Source organism: Streptomyces sp. NPDC048277, assembly GCF_040652235.1.
Lineage (GTDB): Bacteria > Actinomycetota > Actinomycetes > Streptomycetales > Streptomycetaceae > Streptomyces.
Window position 1 is genome coordinate 317,417 of sequence record NZ_JBEZLQ010000013.1, and the last position, 22,661, is coordinate 340,077.

Consider the following 22,661-nt stretch of genomic DNA (forward strand, 5'->3'; position numbering starts at 1 on the left):
GCCGTCACGTCGGCGGGGTGCGCCGTCGGCGTGACGGCGTGCGGCCGGCCTCCTGCTCCTGGATCTGCTCCTCCACCGAGCGCAGCGCCCGGACCGTCGCCCCCGCGATCAGCGCGGAGGCCAGTTCGCCGTCGCGCTCCTCGCAGGCCTGCATCAGCCGTTCCTGGTCGTCGACGCTGTAGGCGAGGCGGCCGGGGCGGGTCAGGCTGAGGTGGCGGAGCATGAGGGTGCGCAGCGCCAGGGAGTCGAGGATCTGCTTGAGGGTGGCGTTGCCGACGATCTCGGTCATCCGCTCCTGGAGCTGCACATGGCCCCAGAAGTACGCGTCCACATCGCCCTCGTCGGCGAGCCCGCGCATCTTCTCGACCCGGCCGCGCAGTTCGGCGATCTCGTCGTCGGTCGCCCGCTCGACCAGCAGGGCGGCGAGCATCGACAGGAGCTGGCGCCGGACCTGGTAGATGTCCCGGATGTCCTGGAGGGAGGGCGCGGCGACCCGGGGCCGGCGGCGCGCCTTCATCTCGACCAGGCCCTCCTGTTCGAGGACCATCAGGGCCTCGCGCACGGGGGTGCGGCTGGTGTCGAACCGCCGTGACAGGTCGACGCTGTTGAGGTCCTGGCCGGCCGCCAGCCGGCCCTCGATGATCCCGGCGCCCACCCACTCGGCGATCTGCGCGACCAACGGCTCCCGCCGGTCGCGCAGCCGCAGCAGGCGGGCGAGCACGACATGCGTGTCCTGATCGGTCATCCGGTGCCCTCCCTGGTCCGTGTCCGGGCCCGGTTCCGGGTTCACAGCGGACACAACGGTGTCGACACTATCGCACTTTCGTACCGCCCAGTACCCCGGTTACCCATAGTCTGTCGACAGCAACTCGGCGTTCGGGAGGCCTCGTGCACGGCAGCGCCCCAGGGGCATCCTGGCACCCCGTACCGGTGCCCGCGCAGGTTCCGGTGACGGAGCACCGGGTGCCCGTGGCGGGCCGCGGCAGCCTGTGGTGCTGGGACACCGGCGGCGGGGGCAGTGCCGTGATTCTGCTGCATCCGCACTCCGGCAGCGGCGAGAGCTGGCCGTACCAGCAGCCGGTGCTGGCCGCCGCGGGCCACCGGGTCATCGGCTACTCACGGCGCGGCACCCGCGGCTCGGCCCCCGGCACCCGCACCCGCACCGGCACCGGCACCGGCACCGGCACCGGCACCAGTGACGTGGCCGACCTGAACGCCCTCGCCGACCATCTCGGTCTGACGGCCTTCCATCTCGTCGGCGCCGCGGCCGGCGGCCGGATCGCGCTGGCCTACGCCCTCGCGCACGGCACCCGGCTGCTCGGCCTCACCCTCTCGGGCAGCGCCCTGGACCTCCCGGTCCCGGCCCGCGTCGAGGCCCTGCCGGTCGAGTTCCGGGAGCTGGGACCGGCGTACCGGGCCCGGAACCCGGACGGCGTCGCCGCCTGGCTGGCGGTCCACGAACGCGCCGGCACCGCCACCGGTCCCCCGCCGCCCCTGCCACCGGCGGCCCCGGAGGCCCTCGCCCGCCCCGTCCAGCTGATCACCGGCGACGCCGACCCCTACTGTCCGCCGTCGCGACTGCGCCACCTCGCCCGGCGCTTCGGGGACGCGGAGGCGCACATCGTCGCCGGGGCCGGGCACAACCCGCACTGGGAACGGCCGGACACCTGGAACCGGCTGCTGATCCGCTTCCTGAACCGCTAGGGCCTGACGTCCAGGGCGACCAGGAACCGGGACACCATGTTGTACACCGCCACGGTCGCCGTCAGTTCGACGAGTTCGGTGTCGTCGAAGTCGGCCCGCAGGGCGTCGAACAGCTCGTCGGGAACGCGTACGTCGCGGGTCATCGCATCGGCGTAGGCGATGACCCGCGCGGTCCGCCCGGCGAACTCCGGCTTCTCCTCCCGGACTTCGGCCAGCTCCTTGTCGCCGAGCCCGGCCCGCCGGGCGTCGGGCTCGTGCGCCTGCCATTCGTACGGCGCCCGGTTGAGGACCGCGATCCGCAGGATGACCAGTTCGCGGAGGCCGGCGGGCAGCGACATCCGCTCCCGTACGGCACCGAGCAGGCTGTTCCAGCCGTCGGCCACCGGCGGGCTGTGCAGCAGCATCCGGTCGAGCGGCTGCAAGGTGCCGCCGCGCCGGGCGCGGACGCGGTCGGCGATCTCGCCGCCGCCTTCGGTGCCGGGGAGTCGTGCCATGGGATTCCTTCCGTTCAGTCGGGCAGGGGGCGGGGCACACGGTCCAACAGGCGCAGGGCGTCGAGGCGCTGGATCGGACCGACCGCTGCCGTGCCATCTCCGAACACCATCACGCTCTCCCCCGTGAACCGCGGCCAGGCGGGCAGCGCGCCCCCGCCCGGGTCGTGGTCGGTGACGAAGCGGGCCCAGGTGTCGGCCATGGTGCGGGCGAGTTGACGGTCGGCGTCGGTCCAGGGCCAGGCCCGGGCGGCCAAGTTGTCCAGGACGTAGGGCAGTTCGGCGGTGTGGTGGACGCCGTAGCCGGGGAGGCCGTCCCGGGGCGGGGCGAGGGGGATGCCGGCGGGGAGCGGCGGTCTCCGGGTGAAGCGGTACATCCAGGTGGGTGCGGCCTCCGTATGGGTCCGCGCCCAGTGCCACACCGGGTAGGTGAACCGGCTCTCGCCGGTGAACCGCCGTGCCGTACGGCGGACTTCGTCGGCGTCCCGCAGCGGGTACACCGCGTCCGTGCCGGGCTCGACGGGCAGCCGGCGCAGGACATCCAGCGAGGCGTAGACCGAGCCCTCGTCGTCGTTGGTCCCGACGAGCAGGGGGACGGCGTGCTGGCGGGCGGTGCCGAAGACGTCGTCGCTCGGTTCGGTGAGGACACGGCCGTCGACGACCGGTCCGAAGTGGCCCTTGAGGACGAGTTCGACGCCGTCCAGGCGGCGCAGCACGCCGAGGTCGCGGTCCTCCGCCCAGCGCAGCCCCTGCTTCTGCGCGGCGGCCTGGTCCGGCAGCGGGCCCTCGGCCCGGCCGATACCGGAGGCGCTCTGGCCGATCGCCGCGTGGAAGAGGTGCCGGGCGGCCGGCGAGGCCATCAGATGGCAGATGTGGGCGGCGCCCGCGGAGTTGCCGGCGAGGGTGACCCGGCCGGGGTCGCCGCCGAAGGCGGTGATGTTCTCCCGTACCCAGGTGAGGGCGGCGACGATGTCCAGCACCCCGTAGTTGCCGGACGCGCCCAGGTCATCCTCGGCGGCGAGTTCGGGGTGGGCGAGGAAACCGAGGGCGCCGAGCCGGTGGTTGAGGGTGACGGCGACCAGGCCGCGCCGGGCCAGCGCACGGCCGTGGTGGATCTCCTGGCCGCCGTGGCCGTAGCGGTTGCCGCCGCCGTGGATCCAGACCAGCACGGGGAGTCCGGCGGCGGGGGCCGGGTCCGGGGTCCACACGTTCAGGTAGAGACAGTCCTCGCTCATCACCAGCGCCCGCCGGTCGGCGAAGTTGGTGTGGTACATGATCGAGTCCCGGGGCGGCTGGGGCTGCAGCGGAGCCGGGCCGAAGGTGTCGGCCCGGCGTTCGCCGTCCCAGGGCGCGGCGGCCCGCGGGGGCCGCCAGCGCAGGTCGCCGACGGGGGGTTCGGCGAACGGGATGCCGCGGAAGACGGCCACCTCGCCGTCGTACTCCCCGGCCAGCCGCCCGGCGGCGGCCGTGGTCCTGACCGTGGTGCCGATCACCCGGCCGCCTTGTGCAGCACGCCGTCCTTCATGATCACCCGCAGCCGGTCGCGGTCCTGGAGGATCCGGATGTCGGCCAGCGGGTCGCCGTCGACCAGCACCAGGTCCGCGAGATACCCCTCCCGGACCAGTCCCAGCTCGTCCCCCATCCCCATCACCTGGCCGCCGTACTCGGTCGCCGCGCGCAGCGCCTCTGCCGGGGTGAACCCGAACCAGTCCACGAACAGCTCCAGGTCCCGCAGATTGCGGCCGACCGGGTTCCAGGCGAAACCGTAGTCGCCGCCGGGGACCACCCTGATCCCCCGTGCCACGAGTTCGGGTACGACCGCGCGGACGGCGTCCCTGGTCGCCTCGACCTCCATCCCGGGCTCGGGTTCGCCGTCGGCCTCGTGGAGGTTGGCGTGGATGATGCCCGGGGTCGGCGCGACGAAGATCCGGTCACGGGCGGCCCGGAGCAGGTCGAGGGCCTCCTCGTCGGCGAACGTGCAGTGGTAGACGGCGCGGATGCCGTGCCGTACCGCCATCTTGACCGACTCGGCCGCGTGGGCGTGCGCGGTGAGCCAGACGCCGTGCTTCTCTGCGGTGTACGCGGCGGCGGCCACCTCCTCGTCGGTGAACTGCACGATCCGCGAGGTGCCCTGTACGACGGCGCTCTCCCCGGAGAGGGACAACTTGACGATGTCGACGCCGAGTTCGGCCATGTCGGCGACGAACCGGGAGACCGACTCCGGGTCGGAGGCGCGGTCGTCGACGCCGGGGAAGTCGTAGACGCCGGGTTCGACCATGCCGGCGCTGCCCTCCCAGGAGGCGGCCTTCAGACGCGGGCCCGGCATCCAGCCCTCGGCGAAGGCCTTGCGGGCGGCGACCTCGGTGCCGGGCAGCCGGTTGCCGCCGGAGTAGGCACTGGTGATGCCGTGGTCGAGGAGGACCCGGCCGGCGTGCGCGACCAGCAGGGCCTTCTCCTCGGCGGGTTCGTCGCGGCGCCGGGAGAGGTGCTCGACGGTGGAACCGAAGCCGAGGTGGGTGTGGGCGTCCACGAGTCCGGGGAGCAGGGTGCCGCCGCCTCCATCGATGACCCGGGCGTCGGCGGCCAGGTCGCGCGGGACGCGGTCGGCGACGGCGGTGACGCGGTCGCCCTGGACCAGGACCTGCGCGGGGAAGGGGTCGTGCCCGGTGCCGTCGAAGACGTGGACGTCGGTGAAGAGCGTGCTGGTCATGGGGTCCTCGGCCTCCAGAAGCGGTGGCGCATCTCGCCGACTCCCCCGATCCGGCTGACCAGTTCGTCCTCGGGGGTCAGGAAGCGCCGCGGGACCCGGCGGTTGCCGACGCCCGCCGGGGTGCCGGTGAAGATCAGGTCGCCGGGGAGGAGGGTGCAGAACTGGCTGAGGTGGGAGACCAGTCGGGGAATCGGGAAGATCATGTTGGCGGTGCGGTCGTGCTGGACGGTCTCGCCGTTCAGCTCGCAGGTCAGCTCCAGGTCGTCGGGGTCGTCGAGTTCGTCGAGGCTGACCAGTGCGGGGCCTACGGGGCCGAAGCCGGGGTAGGACTTGCCGAGCGAGAACTGGGCGGGCTTTCCCGCGAGTTGGCTGATCCGCTCGGAGAGGTCCTGGCCGACGGTGAGGGCGGCGACCGGGTCCCAGCCCTTCTCCACGGGCACCTGGTGGGCCTCCCGGCCGATGACCGCGACCAGTTCCAGCTCCCAGTCGACATGGCCGGGCGGGAGCGTGATCGTGGTGTTCGGGCCGGTGAGGCAGGTGGCGAACTTGGTGAAGACCAGCGGGACCTCGGGTTCCTCGTAGCCGGCCTCGGCGGTGTGCGGGCGGTAGTTGAGGGCGACGGCGAAGATCTGGCGGGGGGCCGGTACCGGGGGCTCCAGCTCGGACTCGTCGTACGGGCGGGCGCCGGTCGCCGCGGCCGACCAGCGGCGCAGGTCGTCCCAGCGGGCGAAGGGGTCGGCGCCGAGGGAGGACGGGACGTCGATGGCGCCCTCGGGGGTCAGCAGGACGGTACGGCCGGCGAGTCGTGCGATGCGCATGCCGCGATCACACCCACTGTTCCGCGGGGGGTTCTTTCTCCCCGTACGCCTCGTGCCAGGAGACCACCGGGTTGCGCAGCACGCCCAGGCCCTCGATCTCGGCCTCGACGACGTCTCCGGGCTTGAGGTAGTTGGCGAACGGGTCCTCGGTGCTCGCGGCGACTCCGGCGATGGTGCCGGTGGTGACGAGGTCGCCGGGGCTGTAGGTCTGCGGGGAGTGGTAGGCGACCAGCTGCGGGATGGAGACCGACATCCGGGCGGTGTTGGACTTCTGGCGTATGTCGCCGTTGACCCGCAGTTCCATGTCGAGGGCGTGCGGGTCGTCGATCTCGTCGGCGGTGACGATGTACGGGCCGATCGGGCAGAAGGTCTCGATCGCCTTGGAGAAGGAGAAGACCCCGGACTCCATCTCCTTGCGCTGGATGTCCCGCGCGGTGATGTCGTTGAAGACGACATAGCCCGCGATGTGGTCCACGGCCTGCTCGGCGGAGAAGAAGCGGCCCGCCTTGCCGATGACGATGGCGAGTTCGAGTTCGTAGTCGAGTTCCCGGGTGAGGTTCGCCGGGTACACGATCGGCTCGTCCGGGCCGATGATCGCGTCGACGTTCTGGAAGAACACGATCCCCTTGTTGACCGGGTGGGACCAGTCCACGCGGACCAGGTCCTCGTGGTGTTCCCGGAAGTTGCCGGCCGTGTGGAAGAACTTCTTCGGCACGATCGGCGCGCGCAGCCGGACGTCGGCGAGCGCGAACGTCCGCCCCGTCTCGCCCACTTGGCCCTCGCGCTCGAAGTACGCACGGGTGGAGGGCACTTCCAGTTCCACGACGGTGTCTCCGTCGAGACGGCCCACCAGTCCGTAGTCGGGGCCGCCGTCGAACGTCACCAGCTTCATCAGACCTCCCTAAACTGTCGACAGACAGCCTCTCTTGAGCCCGTCCGGTCGTCAATAGGCGCGCAAAGTGTGGACACAAATCGGTGCGGTGACCTACTGTCCGAAGCATGCGGACGACATGGGACTTCACAGGGACACGGGCGCTGGTCGCCGGGGCCGGCGGAATCGGCGCGGCGGTCGCGGGCGAGTTCGCGCACGCGGGCGCCGCGGTGGTCGTGCTGGACGTCGACGAGGACAAGGCGACCGCGGTGGCCGCGTCGGCGGGGCCCGGTTCCGTCAAGGGACTGTGCGCCGACCTGACGTCGGCGGATGCCTGCCGGGCCGCTGTCGACAGTGCGGTGGATCTGCTCGGCGGTGTCGACGTGTTCGTGCACGCGGTGGGGGTCAACGACCGCCGGCCGGTGCTCGACACCCCGGACGAGGTGTGGGAGCGGATCACCGCGGTCAACCTCGACAGCGCGTTCTGGCTGGGGCGGGCCGTGGGTGGGGTGATGGTGCCGGCCGGGTACGGACGGATCGTCTATCTCTCCTCCGTGTCAGGCCTGTTGGCACACGCCGACCATGCGCCGTACGCCGCGACCAAAGGGGGTGTCGACCAGTTGATGCGGGTCATGGCCCGGGAGTGGGCGGCGAGCGGGGTCAGCGTCAACGCGGTCGCGCCCGGGTACACCGAGACCGACCTCACGCGTGCGTACCTGGCGGGGCCGGGGGTCCGCGCGTCCCTGGAGTCCCTCGTCCCGGCCGGGCGCCTCGGCCGCCCCGCGGACCTGACCGGGCCCGTTCTCTTCCTCGCGTCCGATGCCGCCGCGTTCGTCACCGGGCAGGTGCTGTACGTCGACGGCGGGCGGACGCTCGTCTGAAGTCCCATCAAGTCCCGTCCACTCCCATCGACTCCCATCCACGATGACCTTGGAGGCCGTATGACCGCCGTGTTCGAACGTTTCGCCGGGAAGACCGTGCTGGTGACCGGCGCCGGTACCGGATTCGGTGCGGAGATCGCCGTGCGGGCGGCGCGGGAGGGTGCCGATGTCGCCGTCCACTACCGCGGTTCCCGTGCGGGGGCCGAGGCGACGGCGGAGCGGGTGACCGCGCTGGGCCGCAAGGCGCTCGTCGTGCAGGCCGACATCACCGAGCACGCGCAGATCACGCGGCTCGCGGAGGAGGTGTGGGCGCACTTCGGGCGGCTGGACGTGGCGGTCAACAACGTGGGGGACGTCGCCCGCGAGCAGATGTCCTGGCGGGACATCACGGAGGAGTCGATCGACCATGTGCTGGCCGTCGACATCAAGGGGACACTGCTCTGCACGCACGAGTTCGGCGGGCGGATGCTGGAGCAGGAGGGGGGCGGGGCGATCGTGAACATCGGGTCGACGGTGGTGGTGCGGGGCAGTGCGCGGGCTCCGCAGTACGCCGCCGCGAAGTACGGGATCATCGGGCTGACCAAGTCGTATGCGCATGCGTTCGCGCCGAAGGTGCGGGTGAACGTCTTCGCGCCCGGGTTCATCGAGACCGCGGCGACGCTGGGGCGCGAGGACTGGAAGAGCGGGCGGGGGGATGTGCTGCGGGCGAATACGCCCATGGGGCGGATTCCCGGGCCCGAGGAGCTCGCCGGGGCTGCGCTGTTCCTTGCGACTGAGGATGCCGGCCACATCACAGGTTCTTTCTTGGTGGCTGATGGGGGATTCAACATGATTGGGGCGTAGAGGTAGTGCGTCGGGCGCGGGTTGAGTGTGGCTGGTCGCGCCCACGCGGCGGAGCCGCAAATTGATACGGCCCCGCGCCCCTAAAAGCAGGTAGGGACGCCCCTCCCCCTTTGAAAAGCTCTGAAAAGCTCCGGCCCCCGGGATGTCGGTTCGCATCCAATCCCGGGGGCCGGCTTTCTTCTGTTCGTCTTCTTACGACACCGTCAGGGTCAGGGCGCCCGTGTAGCTCTGGCCGGGGGTGATGGTCGTCGCCGTGCCGTTGACCGTCAGGGTGACCGTCTTGCCCGACGGCGCCTCGACCGACGCCGTCGACGCCAGGGTCAGGGCGCTCAGGTACGACGTTCCCGTCACGGTCCAGGTCGACGACGCGCCCAGGCTCACCAGGACGCCGTTGTTCACCACCGCGCTCGGGGTGTTGGTGACCTCGCTGATCTGGCGGTACTCCGTCTTCGTGATCGTCGAGACGCTGTGCTTGGCCGTGCTCGCGGAGATCACGCCCTCGACCGTGGTGCGGGTGAAGGAGAGGCTGAGGTTCTGGCCCTGGAGGCTCGCGTTGCCGCCGCCCCAGACGGAGTTGTAGAAGTCGCCGGTCAGGGCGATGTCGGTGAAGGTTCCCTTCGCGTCGGTGGACTGGGAGGACGTGGTCACCCAGCTGGAGGACTTGGTGGGCGAACCGGTGGGCTCGGTGTAGGTGCCGGTGGTCTCGCTCGACCAGGGGTAACCGGACACCGTGACGCTGCTCGGGCGGTCGGTGTCCATCAGCTGGAAGAGGACGCCGGTGCCGGAGGTGATCGTCGCGCCGTCGGAGCCGTCGACCGTGACCGTGCCCGCCACCGCCTTGCACATGAACGTGGTCTCGCCGGTGGTGACCTGGGTGCCGCCGTCGATGGCGACCGAGCCCGCCGCGTACCACATGACCATGAAGCGGCCGGCGTCGATGGTGGTGGACTGCTCCGGGAGCGCGCTCAGCTCGGCACTGGTGAGGCCGATGTCGAGGGAGTCGTTGAGCGCGGAGACCGCGTCGGCGGTGCTGTCGCCGTAGTGCGCCGAGGCGCCCCAGTGGATCAGGGCGTAGTCGCCGACGTCGAAGGTGCAGCCGAGGAAGTGCTCGGTGACGTTGCCGATGGCGTAGCTGCCGTAGCCCTCGCCGCCGGTGTTGGCGATGGTGCTGTTGATGGCGGTGAGGGTGCAGTAGCTGCCGCCGTCGACCGACAGGGCGCCCCACTTCTCCGAGGAGATCTTGGAGTTGATGTACGACGCCTTGGTGCTGGCGCCGAGCAGGTTGGTGGCGCGGACGTTGCCGGAGATGCCGAGCATCCAGGGGACGGTGATCATGTAGCGGGTGTCGCCGGTGCCTGCGGACGGGTACTCGGCGGGCACGGTGCCGTCGGCGCAGTGGATGGTGGAGTTCTTGACGACGACGTTGGCGGTGGCGTCGGCGATGACCGCGGTGCGGACGACCCCCTCGTTGCCGATGGTGGCGCCGTCCACCACGAGGGTGGTGCCGGAGCCGGTGCCGACGATCGCGGCGCCGTAGCCGACGAAGTCGCAGCGGCCGTTGCCGTCGAAGGCGATCGTGGGGTCGGTGAGGGTGTAGGTGGCGCCGTCGGCGACGTACACGCCGTTGAACGCCTCGCCGTTGGAGGTGAGGGTGACGCCGGTCGCGGCGCTGTCGGTGACGGTGCCGCCGATGACGGCGGAGGGCACCGACTTGGACTCGTCCACGCCGTCGGAGTCGACGTAGATGGCCTGGCGGAAGGGGAAGGTGAGGGTGGAGTAGGTGACGTCGGTGGCCTCGGCGACGTTCAGGACGATGGTCCCGCTGTAGGTGCCGGCCGCGATGGCGGTGGCGACGCCGCCGTTGCCGTCGGTGAGCGCGGCGAGTTCGCTGCCGGTCTCGACCCCGTTGACGGTGAGGGAGAGGCTGTAGCCGTCGGGGACGGCGATGGTGCCGCCCTCCTCGATGGTCAGGCAGGTCGCGGTGGTGGTCTCGGTGAGGGTCAGGGTCTCGTCCGAGGCGACGGTGATGCAGGTGTCGGCCTTGGCGCCCTTGCCCTTCTTCCGGCCGGCGGCCTGCGCGGTGGCCGGGGCGAGCAGGGTGGGGGCGAGGGCGGCGGCCACCGCGATGATGAGGGCGCGGGGGCGGGCCCGGTTGGCGACGGGCCGGTCGAGAAGGTCGGTGACGGGCGAAGCGGTCTCGTTGTCCGGCCTGTTGGTGGGCAGCACTGTGAACTCCTTTGTCTTCCAGTGTTTTCGGGCAGGGGGTATCGCCGATCGGCGATACGGGGATCCGCGGGCAGGGGTGAGCCACGCGTGGCGCCCGGTGGGCGCACGCCCCCTGGTCGGTGGTGCGGCGGGTCTAGTTGTGGGCCGGCTCGGCGTCCTGGTCGAGGCGCTCGCCCCGGATCCGGGCCAGTACCCGGGTGCGCAGTTCCGCGAAGCGCGGGTCGGCGCGGGTGGTGAGCTGGTCGCGGTCGGTGCCGAAGGGCACGGTCAGGGTGTCGAGTACGGCCGTGGGGCGGCCGCCGAGGACGATCACGCGGTCGCCGAGGTAGACGGACTCGTCGATGTCGTGGGTGACCACGACGACGGTGATGCCGAGGCGGCGGCGGAGCTGGAGGGTGAGGTCCTCCAGGTCGAAGCGGGACTGGGCGTCCACCGAGCCGAACGGCTCGTCCATGAGCAGCACCGGGGCGTCGTAGGCGAGGCCGCGGGCGATGGCGACGCGCTGCTGCATACCGCCGGAGAGCTGCCAGGGGTACTTGTCGCCGACGTCCGCGAGGCCGACGGCGTCCAGGCACTCCAGCGCGGTCGCCCTGCGGGCGGCCTTCTTCACGCCCCTTCCCTGGAGCGGGAAGGCCACGTTGTCCCACACCCGCATCCAGGGCAGCAGCGAGCCGCGGTAGTCCTGGGAGACCACGGCGATGTCGGCGTGCGGCCCGGTGAGGCGCTGGTCGCCGTAGCGGACCGCGCCGGAGGTGGGCGGGGTGAGTCCGGCCAGGCAGCGCAGCAGGGTGGTCTTGCCGGCGCCGGAGGGGCCGACGATGCACACGGATTCCCCGGGGTCCACCCGCAGGCTGAGCCCGGCGAGCACCCTGTGCTGCTGGGGGCCCTGGCCGAAGGTCATGCAGAGGTCCTCGACGTGGAGGGCGGATCCGCGGGTCATACGACCACTCCGTTGCTCTTCTTCTCGATGGACTCGGTGGACTCGGTGGACGTGGTGGGCAGGGGGCGGCGGCGTGCCCGGGGCGCACGCTGGTGGTACCAGCCCAGCAGGGCGTGCTCGCAGAGCAGGAGCAGCACGCTCAGGCCGTAGCCGAGGACGCCGATGAGGAGGGTGCCGGCCCAGGTGTCGGCGACGTGGAAGCTGGAGCCGCTCTGCAGGATGAAGTTGCCGAGGCCGATGGGCGAGCCGTAGATCTCGCTGACGACCATGAGGACGACGGCGATGGACAGGGCGACCCGGATGCCCGCGAAGATCTGCGGCAGGGCTCCCGGCAGTACCACCCGGCGCAGTTGCAGATGCCAGGGGACGCGGTAGCCGCGGGAGGTCTCGTGCACGGCGGGGTTGATCTGGCCCACCCCGGCGATGGTGTTGAGCAGGATCGGCCAGAGCGAGCCGAGGAAGATCAGGAAGACCTTCGGGCCCGAGCCGATGCCCAGGGTGAGGATGATGACCGGCACGAAGCCGACGGTCGGGGTGGCGCGGGCGAAGTCCAGCAGCGGGCCGAGCGCCAGGCGCAGGGTGCGGACCTCACCGATCACCAGGCCCGCGCCGACGCCGACGACGGTGGCCAGGAGCAGTCCGAGGACGATGTTGCGGAGGCTGAACCAGAGGTCGTCGAGCAGTCCGCCGCCCGCGAGTTCGGTCCACAGGGTGTGCAGGACCGTGGTCAGGGGCGGGAAGTAGAAGCTGGTGCTGCCCGCGGTCGAGATCAGCAGGATCACGAACACCAGGGCGGGGAGCCAGAGTTGGCGGATCGCCGCACGGACGGTCATGCCGCCTCACCCGCCCTGGCCGGCGGCCGCCAGCGCAGCAGCCGGTGTTCGGCGTACTGGGCGAGCAGGGTGATCGAGTAGCCGATCGTGCCCGCCGTGAGGATGTAGGCGTACGCCCGGTCCGAGGCGCCGGCCTGCTGCGACTCCATGATCATGTGGCCGATGCCGGGCAGGGTGGTGAGCACCTCGACGCCGATGGCGACCAGGACGGAGGTGGTGGCGGCGAGGCGCAGTCCGGTCATCACGGAGGGGACGGCGCCGGGCAGGATCACCCGGCGGAAGCGCAGCAGCCGGGGGATGCGGTAGCTGTGCACGGTCTCGTGCACGGCCGGGGTCACGCTGCGGGCGCCGTACTGGGACTGGAGCAGGATCGGGAAGACGCAGGCGATGAAGACGACCGTGGCCTTCATGCCCGGGGTCGAGCCGAGGACCAGCAGGAACACCGGGAGCAGGGCGATCACCGGGAAGGAGCGCAGGATCTCCACCAGCAGCCGGGAGGACTCCTCGGCCGCCGCGTACACCCCGGTGACCAGGCCGACCGGGATGCCGACGGCGACGGCCACCGCGAGCCCGACGACCGCGCCGTCCAGGGTGTCGCCGATGGCCTGCCAGTAGGTCCCGCTGCCGAGCAGGCCGCCGAGCGCGCCGGCGACGGCGGCGGGGCCGGGCAGCGCGGTCGCGCTCACCAGGTCCGCCGCCGCGACCAGCGCCCACAGCGCCAGCACGCCGATGACGGCGCCCAGTTGGAGGAGACGGACCTTCACGAGGTCACCACGGGGGCCTGGTCCCAGTACACGTCGGCGTCCTTGGGCTCCGTGTCGAGCAGGCCGAACTCGTGCATCTTCGTGATCACCGTGCGCATCATCGTCGTGTTGAGGTTCTTGTCGTAGTAGCTGATGTCGTGCGCGTCGATGAAGGAGGCGTCGACCTGCGTGTACTTCTTGTCGATCGCCTTGACGGCCGCGGGGTGGGCGTCGGCGTAGGTGATGGCCTTGGCGACGGCGTCGGTGAACTTCTTCGCGGTGCCGCTGTTGGCGGACAGGTACTTCTGGCTGGCGAAGAGCAGGCCCTGGACCATGCCGGGCAGGTCGTTCATGCCGTTGCCGATGGAGCGCAGTCCGCTGTCCTTGGCGGCGAAGTAGAACGGGCCGAAGGAGAACACCGCGTCGGTCTTGCCGGACTTGGCGGCGTCGGTGAGCGAAGTGGTCGGCAGGGCCACGAACTTGATCTTCGAGGGATCGCCGCCCGCCTTCTGGGTCAGGTACTCGCAGATGAACTGGATGGTGCCGCCGAGCGCGGAGATGCCGACGGTCTTGCCCTCCAGGTCCTTGAAGGACGTGATCTTGCTGTCCTTCTTCACCAGCAGGCCGTCGGTGGGGTCGGTCTTCGTCGTCGCGGACTGCAGGCCGGTGACGATCCGGATGCCCATGCCCGAGGCCGCGCCCTTGAGGAAGCCCGAGCTGTCCGTCATCGCGAACTGGGCCTCGCCGTTGAGGACGGACGGCGCGTTCTGCGAGGTGTCCTGGGCGCCGGCCTTGATGGTGACGTCGAGGCCCGCGTCCTTGAAGTAGCCCTGCTGCTCGGCTATGTAGAGCGGCTCGAAGATGGCTCCGTTGGAGCGCAGGACGGTGATCTTCGCCTTGCCGTCGGCGGTCTGGGTGCCGGCGGCCGAGTCGCCGCCGCAGGCGGTGGCGGTCAGCGACACGGTGGCGGCCAGGGCGGTCAGGAGGACGAGGGTACGGCGCCGCGGGATTCTCGAGGTCTGCATGGAACGGCTCTCCTTCAGGGCAAGGATCAGTGCATCCGCGCGGGGCCCGCGGCGGCGTAGGCGGTGGTGGATTCGTCGGCGGTCATGTAGGTGCGGAACAGGCCGTCGGGGTCGTACACGGCCCGGATCTCGTCCAGGCGGGCCGCGCTGGCCGGACTGAGCCCGTGGTCGAAGCGGTCCGCGACGTTGTTGTCGGAGAACTGCAGACCTTTGGACAGGTGCTGGATCGCGGCGAGTTCGCCGTGCGCCCACCGCTCGTGGAGGAGGTCCTCGGCCGGGTCCGTCCAGCCGGCGTTGGGCGAGAGATAGAGCTTGGCCTGACTGGACCAGCAGGCGTCGGGGCGCTCCGGGAAGCCGCCCCAGAGCATCCACAGGACGTGGCTGGTGGTGTCCGGCGCGGAGTCGAACAGCGGCCGGGCCGCGTCCAGGACCTTGTCGACCGGCTCGTCCGTCCAGATCCCGTCGAGGGCCCAGCGCATCCCGGCCGGGGTCATCCGGTCGGCGTGCGTGTACAGCTCGGCCATCGTGGTCCCGGCGCTCACGACCTCCCGCAGCGCCTTGTCCCGGAAGGGCGCGGTCTCCAGCAGCGCGAGCGGATCGGAGTCCTCGTCCTGGGCGAACGCGGTCGCGGTGACCGACACGGTGTGCCGGTCGAGGCCCTCCACGAAGCCGACCTTGGCCGAGAACTCGACCTCCCTCGGCAGCAGTTCGAGCGTGTCGTACATCCAGGCCAGCACCTCGTCCCGGAGTTCGAGGGGGTAGCTGTGCAGGGTGCGCAGCAGCCGCTTCGGCGCCGGGTGCAGGTCGAGGTGGAAGCGGGTGACGACGCCGAAGAAGCCGGGTCCGCTGCCCCGCGCCGCCCACAGCAGGGCCGGGTGGTTGGCGTCGGTGGCGTGCACCAGGGTGCCGTCGGCGAGGACGACGTCCACGGCGCGGATGCCGAGGCAGGCCGGGCCGAGGTGGCGGGAGTCCCAGCCGTAGCCGCCGCCGAGGAGGAAGCCGCCGAGGCCGACGGTGGGGGCGTGACCGGTGGGGAAGAACAGACCGTGCGGGGCGGCGGCTTCGAGCAGGGCGGGTCCGGTGGCCGCCGGCTGTGCGGTCGCCGTCCGGGTGGCCGGGTCGACGGTGACCTCCGTCAGGTGCGAGAGGTCGAGCAGCATCCCGCCGTCGCGGACGCCGTTGCCGACCCAGCTGTGTCCGCCGGAGCGGATGCCGATCCGCCGTCCCTCGGCGCGGGCCAGCCGGACGGCCGCGACGACGTCCAGCTCGTTTCGGGCGAGCACGATGACGTCGGGGTGGCGGTCGGGTTTGCGTTCGTTCCAGACGGCGTCGAGACGGGCCTGTTCGTAGGCCTCGTCGCCGCGCCGGATGAGGGTGCCCTGGGGCAGCTGGTGCATGGCCGTCTCCTCACGCGTTTCAACCGGGACCATACTGTCGACACTTTCGGGGTTTCAAGAGATGCGTCAGCGAAATATCAGGCATCTCTGGCGACACTAGACGCTTCACTTGGGGGTGCCGTGGGGGGTGTGTTGGTCGGGTGCGGCACGGTGGGGGCTGGTCGCGCAGTTCCCCGCGCCCCTTACGGGGCGGTCAGCGCATCGAAGTCGAAGAGTTCCGCTGGGTTGTCCACCAGCAGTTGCCGCAGGTGGACCGGGTCGGGGGCGATGTGTTCGAGGAGGTCGACCAGGAGGCCGTCGTCCGGGGGTGCGCCGGTGATGTTGACGTGCGGGTAGTCGGTGCCCCATACCACCCGCTCCGGCGCGTACGCCACCAGGGACGCGGCGAGGCCGACTGCGTCGGTGTACGGCGGGCCCTCCAGGGAGACCCGGTCGACGCCGCTGACCTTGACCCACACGTCCCCCGTGTCGAGCAGCGCGCGCAGGCCGCGGACGGCCGGGCCGTCCCGGCCCGCGGCCAGGTCGACCCGGCCCATGTGGTCGATCACCACCCGGCCGGGCAGGGTGCGTACGACGTCTGCCAGGCCCGGCAGGTCCTCGCCCCGCACATGGAGCTGGGCGGCCCAGCCGAGGCCGTCGACGCGTTCCAGTACGGCGTCGATCTCGGCGCCGGTCGGCCGGCTCCGCAGATGCGGAAGGAAGTTGAGCCGGAAGGCCCGTACGCCCGCCCGGTGCAGCTCCTCCACCTCGGCCCGGCTCGTCGCCTCGCCGACCAGCGCCACCCCCCGCACCGCGCCCCGTCCGGCCGCGAGGGCGTCGAGCAGCACCCGGTGGTCGTGGCCGTAGCAGGACGACTGCACGACCACCGTCCGCTCCAGCCCCAGGTGGGCGTGCAGGGCCCCGAGTTGTTCCTTGGGGGCGTCGAGCGGGGTGAAGGTGCGGTCCGGCGCGTACGGGAAGACGCCGGCGGGTCCGAAGATGTGGCAGTGGGCGTCGCAACTGCCCGGCGGCAGCCGGAGTTTCGGCACCCGGGGCGAGGGGTGCGGGGGCGGGCACCCCGGCGAGGGCTCGGGGAGCGGTACCTGGGGCAGGACGGCCGGTGCGGTCGCGGCGGGCTCAGTCACAGCGCGCCGTCATTCCGCCGTCGACGACGATCTCGGTGCCGGTGACGAACCGCGCCTCGTCCGAGGCCAGGAACAGCGCCGCGTACGCCGTGTCGCGCCCGTCGCCCATGAAGCCGAGCGGGATCCGGGCCTGCCGCTGGGAGAGCAGCTTGTCCACGTCCCCGCCCGCCCGCTGCCCGGCCAGCCGGGCCTCGACCATCGGGGTGTGCAGCTGCCCGGGGACGACGGTGTTGACCCGGATCCCGTCCGGCGCGTACTGGACGGCCGTGACCCGGGACAGCTGGATGACCGCGGCCTTGGCCGCCGCGTAGCCCACCTGGGCGGCGCCGGTCCAGCGCAGCCCGGAGCAGGAGGCGGTGTTGACGATCGCCCCTCCCCCGCCCCGCCGCATGACCGGGATGACGTGCTTGCAGGCGAGGAAGGCGCTGGTGAGGTTGGTCCGCAGCTGGCTGTCCCAGTCCTCCGGACTCAGCTCCGCCACGCCGCCCGGCCGGGAGCCGCCCACGTTGTTGACGAGGATGTCGATCCGGCCGGCCCGTGCGGCCGTCTCGGTGAAGTAGGCCTGGACGGCGTCGGGTTCGGTGACGTCCAGGAGATCGGTGCGGACCGTGCCGCCTTCGCTGCGGATCTGGGCCGCGGTGACCTCCAGCGCGTCCTTGTCCCGGTCGGTGAGAAAGACCGTGGCGCCCTCGCGGGCGAAGAGCACGGCGGCGGCGCGGCCGTTGCCCCAGCCGGGGCCGACACTTCCGGCGCCGCCGATGACGGCGACCTTGCCGGCGAGCCGCCCTGAACGAGGACCGAGTGGGTGTTCTGGCGCGTCCTGAAGCACAGGAGCCTCCCTCCATGGGGGATCGGAGCCTGCCGACAGTCATAGCCAAGTGTCGACACAAAGTAAACATGAGAGCTTCGTTAACCGGATCTCGGGCGCCTTCTTGCCAAGTGTGTCGACAGAGGGCTTGTATGGGCAGCGGTACCGAGGACGCCGCCGACCCGGAGGACAACCGTGCAGAAACCCCCCGTCTTCACCCCGGAGGAGATCGCCCGCTTCCGCGCCGAGCTCGGCGCCCGGCGGGCGCCCGGTGCCCATGAGCCCGGCCGCTGGTCGGTGAGCCCGCTCAACCGCCGTACGGACGTGGTGGGTTCGCTGCCGGAGACGGTCCGGCTGCGGGACGCGACGCTGCGCTCCCTGGAGACCCTGCCGGGCGTCACGGCCCCGGCCGGGGCGAAGCGCGCCTTTCTGCGGCGGGTGGTGGCGACCGGGGTGCCGGAGGTCGTCACCGCCGGGCCCGGCGGGCGTGCAGAGGGCGTGCTGAAGGCCGAGGTGGATCTGGTCAAGGGCGAGAACCCCGAGTGCCGGGTGATCTGCCCGCTGATGCGCTCTACGGAGGACATCGACCGTGCCGCGCGGGCCGGTTACGACGCCGTCCAGGTGTGGGTGCAGGGCTTCGGCGAGACGGCACTGCTCTACCGGCCCGACGTGTACGCCGCCGCCTGGCGGGGCGAGGAGTGGCGGACCCCGGAGACCTCGCGCGACCGGGCCGCCGTACTGGGGCGGGCGGCTCGGCTCATCGGGTACGCCCGCTCGTCGGGCCTCGATGTGATCGCGCCGATGCTGATGGTGTCGTACCTGACGGAGGAGGACCACGCGGCGACCGTCGCGGCGCTCACCGAGGCCGGGGCCGGCGAGCTGACCCTCTTCGACGGGCCGGGCGCGATGAGCCCGGAGGCGTACGGCTATCTGGTGCACCGGACACGGGAGTTGGCGCCCGAGGTGGCGGTGGGACTGCACCCGCACAACACGTTCGGGCTGGCCGTCGGCTGCGCGGTCGCCGCCGTCCGGGCCGGCGCCACCGCCGTGGAACTGTCGGTCAACGGCTACTGCGGCGGCCCCGGCAACGCCGATCTCGCCGCCACCGCACTGGCCTTCGAGGCCGTCTACGGCGTCCGTACCGGCATCCGCACCGAGGAGCTCACCGAACTCGCGCGGCTGGGCGCGGAGGTGACGGGCTATCAGACCGCCTGGAACCACCCGATCACGGGTCCGGACGCGTTCTGCTGGGGCGGACTGGACTTCATCACCCAGGAGACGGCGGTCGATCCGCTGCTCCACAACTGCGTGGAGCCGTCCCTGGTCGGCAACGAGCGCCGGATCCCCTTCACTCCCGACAGCGGCCCGTACACCCTGGCCGACCGGACGGCAGCGCTCGGAATCGACCTGCCCCCGGCCGGCCTGGACCAACTGCTCGATCAGGTGAAGCAGTTGATGACCCGGGAGAACCGCCTCGCGAGCGACGACGACCTGCGGGCGCTCGCCCGGGAGCTGGGGTGACCAGCCGGCCCGGCGACCATGACGGGTGAGGTCGGCCGGGCCGGCGGTGCCAGCGAACTCCGGGCCCGTCGGCCTCAGGAGGTGCTGACACCCACGGTGAGCGTCGCCTGGTACCCGTCGGAGACGCTGTCACCCAGTGCGGTCAGGGTCAGCAGGCCGGAGGAGGCGCCGCCGTCGTCGTAGATGGTGTCGTCGGAGAGCTGGGTCTCCGTGGTGGTGTTGTCGGAGTACGGCGAGGTCGCCTGGACCTCGGTGTTGATGTCCGCGTCGAAGAAGAGCTGACCGGTGTGGATGACCGAGCCGCCGGTGTACGAGTCGTCGGTCAGCGTCACATCGGTGTGCACCCGCATGTGGACGTGCACGGCACGCGAGACGTAGTGGCCCGGCCAGATCGAGATGAGGCTCACCTGGCCGTCGGAGTCGGTCATCTGGCCGCCGCGCAGGAAGGTGCCGTCGTCGTCCTCGGTGTGGCCGTTCTTGCCCACGAAGCCGGAGTACTCGCCGAGCGCGTCGCAGTGCCAGATCTCGACCAGCGCGTCCGCCAGCGGAGCACAGTCGTTGGCCTCGTCGACGACGGTGAAGGTGTACTGGACCTCGACACCGTCCTTGCCCTCGCGGACGTCCTCGCGCACCAGCGCGCCGGTGAGCGAGTAGGGGCCCTCGGTGACCTCGGAGGTGAGGGAGCAGACGCCGGAGGAGGCGTCGCTGGTGACGGAGGTGGAGGCGTCGGAGTCGCTCTCCGAGGTGACGGTGTCGGCGGAGGCGAGGCCCGCGGCCATCAGCCCGCCGGCCGCGGCGATGGTGGCGCCGCCGATCAGCACGCGCCGCCGCTTCATGGTGTTGTCCACGCGGTGACGACCCGGCTGGGCGGAGAGGGTGTCGGCGGAAACGGGCTCGGGGGTCTGCTCGGAGGCAGAGGCGTTGTCTGTCATGTCAGGAGAACTTAAGGAACGACCTGAGGTGAGCCATGGCCACGCACTGTGAGAACGCTGGGGAAGAACCCCGCAACTCCCCCTCTTTGGAACACAGTTGGGGCAGATTCCGCATGTTGCTCTCAGCTCCCGCGTGTACTTTCAGCTCAGTCCGGCGGCCCGGGCCCGCTCCACCGCCGGGCCGATCGCCTTCGCGACCGCGTCGACGTCGGCCTGGGTGGAGGTGTGGCCGAGCGAGAAGCGCAGGGTGCCGCGGGCCAGGTCCGGGTCGGTGCCGGTGGCCAGCAGGACATGGCTCGGCTGGGCGACCCCGGCGGTGCACGCGGAGCCGGTCGAGCACTCGATGCCCTGGGCGTCCAGCAGCAGGAGCAGCGAGTCGCCCTCGCAGCCCGGGAAGGTGAAGTGCGCGTTGGCCGGGAGCCGGTCCACCGGGTCGCCGCCGAGGATCGCGTCCGGTACGGCCGTGAGCACGGCGCCGGTCAACCGGTCGCGCAGGGCGCCGATCTCCCGGGCGAACCACTCGCGGCGCTCGGCCGCCAGGCGGGCGGCGACCGCGAAGGAGGCGATCGCCGGGACGTCGAGGGTGCCGGAGCGGACGTGCCGCTCCTGGCCGCCGCCGTGCAGGACCGGTACGGGGGTGTACTCACGGCCGAGGAGCAACGCGCCGATGCCGTACGGGCCGCCGACCTTGTGGCCGGAGACGGTCATCGCGGCGAGGCCGGAGGCGCCGAAGTCCACGGGGACCTGGCCGAAGGCCTGGACCGCGTCGGCGTGCAGGGGGATGCCGAACTCGACGGCCACGTCGGCGAGTTCACGGACCGGCAGGACCGTGCCGATCTCGTTGTTGGCCCACATGACGGTGGCGAGGGCCACGTCGTCGGGGTTGCGGGCGATCGCCTCGCGCAGCGCGTCGGGGTGGACCCGGCCATAGCCGTCGACGGGGAGGTACTCCACCGTCGCGCCCTCGTGTTCGCCGAGCCAGTGGACCGCGTCGAGGACGGCGTGGTGTTCCACGGGGCTGGACAGGATCCGGGTACGGGCGGGGTCGGCGTCGCGGCGGGACCAGTAGAGGCCCTTGACCGCGAGGTTGTCGGCCTCGGTGCCGCCGGAGGTGAAGACGACCTCGCTGGGGCGGGCGCCGAGCGCTTCCGCGAGGGTCTCCCTGGATTCCTCGACCGTGCGGCGGGCCTTGCGGCCGGAGGCGTGCAGGGAAGACGCGTTGCCGCTCACGCGGAGGGCGGCGGTGAGTGCTTCTGCCGCTTCCGGGAGCATCGGGGTCGTGGCGGCGTGGTCGAGGTAGGCCATGGTGACGTCGATTCTACGGGGGGCTCCGCCGCAGAACCGAGGGGCGCCGTGGTCGGCTCGGGCCGGTGGGTCACCGCGGGCCGTGCGGGGCTGGTCGCGCAGTTCCCCGCGCCCCTGAAGGGGCGCCTTCCTGAGGCCTGCTTACAGGCTCCAGGACACCGTGTTCGAGATCTCCATCGCGATCGCCAGGACCGCCAGGTCGGCCACGCCCAGGGCCAGGCCCAGGTATGCGCGGCCCTTGCGGGTCGTGCCGCGCCACAGGGAGACCAGGGCCAGGATGATCGCGATCGGGCCCAGGAGCAGGTTCAGCACCAGGAGGCCGAGGAGGCCCAGGATGAAGGACGCCACGGCCATGCCGTCGGCGTCGCGGGTGCGGGTCTGGGGGCGGGGGGTGGCCGGGGCGGTGAGTTGCATCATGCTCAGCTCCTCAAGTGAGCGGGGGCGGAAGGTCAGTTGGCCGAGGTGTGGCGGCGGCGGGCGATGCGCTCGCGGAGTGCGAAGACGGCCAGCCAGACGACGATCACGGTGGCTAGTCCTGCGGTGACGTCGAGCGGCGCGTGGGCCACGGTGCCCAGCACCACGCCGAGCAGCATGAGTGCGGCGACGAGGAACAGCATGGGATTCGATCCCCCCTCCGTTAAGTTTGGGTGAACGGTTGTAGTAACAGTTGTTCACTGACTTTGAGTCTAGCAACTCGCACGGCTTTCCAATTCCAGAGAACAGTTGTTAACTGGATGACATGAGTCACACCCTCGGTATCCGGCAGGCCCAGAAGCAGAAGACCCGCCAGGCTTTCCTGGACGCGGCGCTCGGGCTGCTGGAGGAGCAGAGCCTGAGCAGCCTGGGGCTGCGCGAGGTCACCCGGGCCGTGGGCGTCGCACCGACCGCCTTCTACCGGCACTTCCGCTCCACCGCCGACCTCGGGGTCGCCCTCGTCGACGAGGCCCTCGGCAGCCTGCACCCCATGGTCCGTACGACGGTCTCCATGCCCGGCCAGGAGCGCATCACCCACGCGGTGCGGTTGATCGCCGACCATGTGGCCGCCCATCCGTCGCACGTCCGGTTCATCGCCCGGGAGCGGCACGGCGGGGTGCAGCCGGTGCGCGAGGCGATCCGGGCCCAACTGGCGCGGTTCGCCGAGGAGGTGCGGGCCGAGCTGGCCAAGGACCCCGAGGCGCAGGGCTGGAACGACGACGACCTGCTGATGCTGGCCCACCTCTACGTGGACCAGATGCTCATCACCGCCTCGCTGTTCCTGGAGACCCTGGAGTCGGAGGAGTCCTCGGAGGCGGAGCGGCAGCGCGTCGCCCAGGTCGCCAACCGCCAGCTGCGCCTGATCAGCCTCGGCCGGCAGCACTGGCTGGACTAGGCCCCCCCGGCGGGCAAGGCGGGCAGCACGAAGGGGCGGTGCGTCCGGTTGTCCGGACGCCCCCCCCCGTGCCTACGCGCCTTGGCGTCCGGGCGTGGTTGCCAGCGGGGGAGGGGTGGC

At 71.5% G+C, this 22,661-nt stretch carries 23 protein-coding genes; 5 read left to right on the plus strand and 18 right to left on the minus strand.

Annotated features, from left to right (window positions below; all coding sequences use genetic code 11):
- Window positions 1–4: 4 nt before the first annotated feature.
- Window positions 5–745, minus strand: a complete 741-nt coding sequence (locus tag AB0D85_RS28090; protein WP_362325794.1) for a GntR family transcriptional regulator — start codon at window positions 743–745, stop codon at window positions 5–7.
- Between the two features lie 185 nt (window positions 746–930).
- Here AB0D85_RS28090 and AB0D85_RS28095 point away from each other — a divergent pair, with 185 nt between their 5' ends.
- Complete coding sequence (locus AB0D85_RS28095) at window positions 931–1,704, plus strand: alpha/beta hydrolase (protein WP_362325797.1); 774 nt, start codon at window positions 931–933, stop codon at window positions 1,702–1,704.
- Here AB0D85_RS28095 and AB0D85_RS28100 read toward each other — a convergent pair.
- Genes AB0D85_RS28100 through AB0D85_RS28120 form a run of 5 tightly spaced genes read right to left on the minus strand, consistent with a single transcriptional unit; the run spans window position 1,701 to window position 6,615 of the window.
- Window positions 1,701–2,198 carry a carboxymuconolactone decarboxylase family protein gene (locus AB0D85_RS28100; protein ID WP_362325800.1) on the minus strand — a complete coding sequence of 166 codons (498 nt, stop codon included), beginning with the start codon at window positions 2,196–2,198 and terminating at the stop codon, window positions 1,701–1,703. The two genes, AB0D85_RS28095 and AB0D85_RS28100, sit on opposite strands and share 4 nt — an antisense overlap.
- Window positions 2,199–2,212: 14 nt before the next feature.
- The gene (locus AB0D85_RS28105; protein ID WP_362325803.1) at window positions 2,213–3,688 is read right to left on the minus strand and encodes a carboxylesterase family protein; all 1,476 of its coding nucleotides are present in this window, start codon (window positions 3,686–3,688) and stop codon (window positions 2,213–2,215) included.
- A complete protein-coding gene (locus AB0D85_RS28110; RefSeq protein ID WP_362325806.1) occupies window positions 3,685–4,905 on the minus strand; it encodes an amidohydrolase family protein in 1,221 nt (406 codons plus the stop codon). Before AB0D85_RS28110 ends, AB0D85_RS28105 begins: the two co-directional genes overlap by 4 nt.
- Complete coding sequence (locus AB0D85_RS28115) at window positions 4,902–5,723, minus strand: fumarylacetoacetate hydrolase family protein (RefSeq protein WP_362325809.1); 822 nt, start codon at window positions 5,721–5,723, stop codon at window positions 4,902–4,904. The genes AB0D85_RS28110 and AB0D85_RS28115 overlap by 4 nt, the downstream gene beginning before the upstream one ends.
- A gap of 7 nt (window positions 5,724–5,730) precedes the next feature.
- Window positions 5,731–6,615 (minus strand): fumarylacetoacetate hydrolase family protein, encoded by an 885-nt coding sequence (locus tag AB0D85_RS28120; RefSeq protein ID WP_362325812.1) that lies wholly within the window; start codon window positions 6,613–6,615, stop codon window positions 5,731–5,733.
- A gap of 107 nt (window positions 6,616–6,722) precedes the next feature.
- Here AB0D85_RS28120 and AB0D85_RS28125 point away from each other — a divergent pair, with 107 nt between their 5' ends.
- Both AB0D85_RS28125 and AB0D85_RS28130 read left to right on the plus strand, forming a co-directional pair.
- Window positions 6,723–7,475 (plus strand): SDR family NAD(P)-dependent oxidoreductase, encoded by a 753-nt coding sequence (locus tag AB0D85_RS28125; protein ID WP_362325815.1) that lies wholly within the window; start codon window positions 6,723–6,725, stop codon window positions 7,473–7,475.
- Between the two features lie 60 nt (window positions 7,476–7,535).
- Entirely contained in the window at window positions 7,536–8,318 is a 783-nt protein-coding gene (locus AB0D85_RS28130) for an SDR family oxidoreductase (RefSeq protein ID WP_362325818.1), read from the plus strand.
- A gap of 192 nt (window positions 8,319–8,510) precedes the next feature.
- Here AB0D85_RS28130 and AB0D85_RS28135 read toward each other — a convergent pair whose 3' ends face one another.
- From AB0D85_RS28135 to AB0D85_RS28170, 8 genes are all read right to left on the minus strand, one after another.
- Window positions 8,511–10,544: a hypothetical protein gene (locus AB0D85_RS28135; protein WP_362325821.1), complete on the minus strand. Its 2,034-nt coding sequence runs from the start codon at window positions 10,542–10,544 to the stop codon at window positions 8,511–8,513.
- A 133-nt stretch (window positions 10,545–10,677) separates the two neighbouring features.
- Window positions 10,678–11,484 (minus strand): ABC transporter ATP-binding protein, encoded by an 807-nt coding sequence (locus tag AB0D85_RS28140; protein WP_362325824.1) that lies wholly within the window; start codon window positions 11,482–11,484, stop codon window positions 10,678–10,680.
- Window positions 11,481–12,317: an ABC transporter permease gene (locus AB0D85_RS28145; RefSeq protein WP_362325827.1), complete on the minus strand. Its 837-nt coding sequence runs from the start codon at window positions 12,315–12,317 to the stop codon at window positions 11,481–11,483. The genes AB0D85_RS28140 and AB0D85_RS28145 overlap by 4 nt, the downstream gene beginning before the upstream one ends.
- The gene (locus AB0D85_RS28150; RefSeq protein WP_362325830.1) at window positions 12,314–13,081 is read right to left on the minus strand and encodes an ABC transporter permease subunit; all 768 of its coding nucleotides are present in this window, start codon (window positions 13,079–13,081) and stop codon (window positions 12,314–12,316) included. The genes AB0D85_RS28145 and AB0D85_RS28150 overlap by 4 nt, the downstream gene beginning before the upstream one ends.
- Entirely contained in the window at window positions 13,078–14,085 is a 1,008-nt protein-coding gene (locus tag AB0D85_RS28155) for an ABC transporter substrate-binding protein (RefSeq protein WP_362325833.1), read from the minus strand. The genes AB0D85_RS28150 and AB0D85_RS28155 overlap by 4 nt, the downstream gene beginning before the upstream one ends.
- Window positions 14,086–14,111: 26 nt before the next feature.
- On the minus strand, window positions 14,112–15,482 hold the full coding sequence (locus AB0D85_RS28160) for an FAD-binding oxidoreductase (RefSeq protein WP_362325836.1): 1,371 nt from the start codon (window positions 15,480–15,482) through the stop codon (window positions 14,112–14,114).
- A gap of 182 nt (window positions 15,483–15,664) precedes the next feature.
- Window positions 15,665–16,606, minus strand: coding sequence for an amidohydrolase family protein (locus AB0D85_RS28165; protein ID WP_362325839.1), 942 nt, complete (start codon window positions 16,604–16,606; stop codon window positions 15,665–15,667).
- Window positions 16,599–17,435 carry an SDR family NAD(P)-dependent oxidoreductase gene (locus tag AB0D85_RS28170; protein ID WP_362325842.1) on the minus strand — a complete coding sequence of 279 codons (837 nt, stop codon included), beginning with the start codon at window positions 17,433–17,435 and terminating at the stop codon, window positions 16,599–16,601. Before AB0D85_RS28170 ends, AB0D85_RS28165 begins: the two co-directional genes overlap by 8 nt.
- Window positions 17,436–17,609: 174 nt before the next feature.
- On the opposite strand from AB0D85_RS28170, the gene AB0D85_RS28175 reads away from it, so the two are divergent.
- On the plus strand, window positions 17,610–18,935 hold the full coding sequence (locus tag AB0D85_RS28175) for a hypothetical protein (protein WP_362325845.1): 1,326 nt from the start codon (window positions 17,610–17,612) through the stop codon (window positions 18,933–18,935).
- Window positions 18,936–19,009: 74 nt separating this feature from the next.
- Here AB0D85_RS28175 and AB0D85_RS28180 read toward each other — a convergent pair whose 3' ends face one another.
- From AB0D85_RS28180 to AB0D85_RS28195, 4 genes are all read right to left on the minus strand, one after another.
- Complete coding sequence (locus tag AB0D85_RS28180) at window positions 19,010–19,867, minus strand: intradiol ring-cleavage dioxygenase (protein ID WP_362325848.1); 858 nt, start codon at window positions 19,865–19,867, stop codon at window positions 19,010–19,012.
- A 141-nt stretch (window positions 19,868–20,008) separates the two neighbouring features.
- Window positions 20,009–21,172, minus strand: coding sequence for a cysteine desulfurase family protein (locus tag AB0D85_RS28185; protein ID WP_362325851.1), 1,164 nt, complete (start codon window positions 21,170–21,172; stop codon window positions 20,009–20,011).
- A 141-nt stretch (window positions 21,173–21,313) separates the two neighbouring features.
- Entirely contained in the window at window positions 21,314–21,586 is a 273-nt protein-coding gene (locus tag AB0D85_RS28190; protein ID WP_362325891.1) for a DUF4190 domain-containing protein, read from the minus strand.
- 35 nt (window positions 21,587–21,621) lie between these two features.
- Window positions 21,622–21,789 (minus strand): hypothetical protein, encoded by a 168-nt coding sequence (locus AB0D85_RS28195; protein WP_362325854.1) that lies wholly within the window; start codon window positions 21,787–21,789, stop codon window positions 21,622–21,624.
- A 122-nt stretch (window positions 21,790–21,911) separates the two neighbouring features.
- Between AB0D85_RS28195 and AB0D85_RS28200 the strand changes: the two genes are divergently transcribed.
- Window positions 21,912–22,541 (plus strand): TetR family transcriptional regulator, encoded by a 630-nt coding sequence (locus AB0D85_RS28200; RefSeq protein WP_362325857.1) that lies wholly within the window; start codon window positions 21,912–21,914, stop codon window positions 22,539–22,541.
- The last annotated feature ends 120 nt before the right edge of the window (window positions 22,542–22,661 follow it).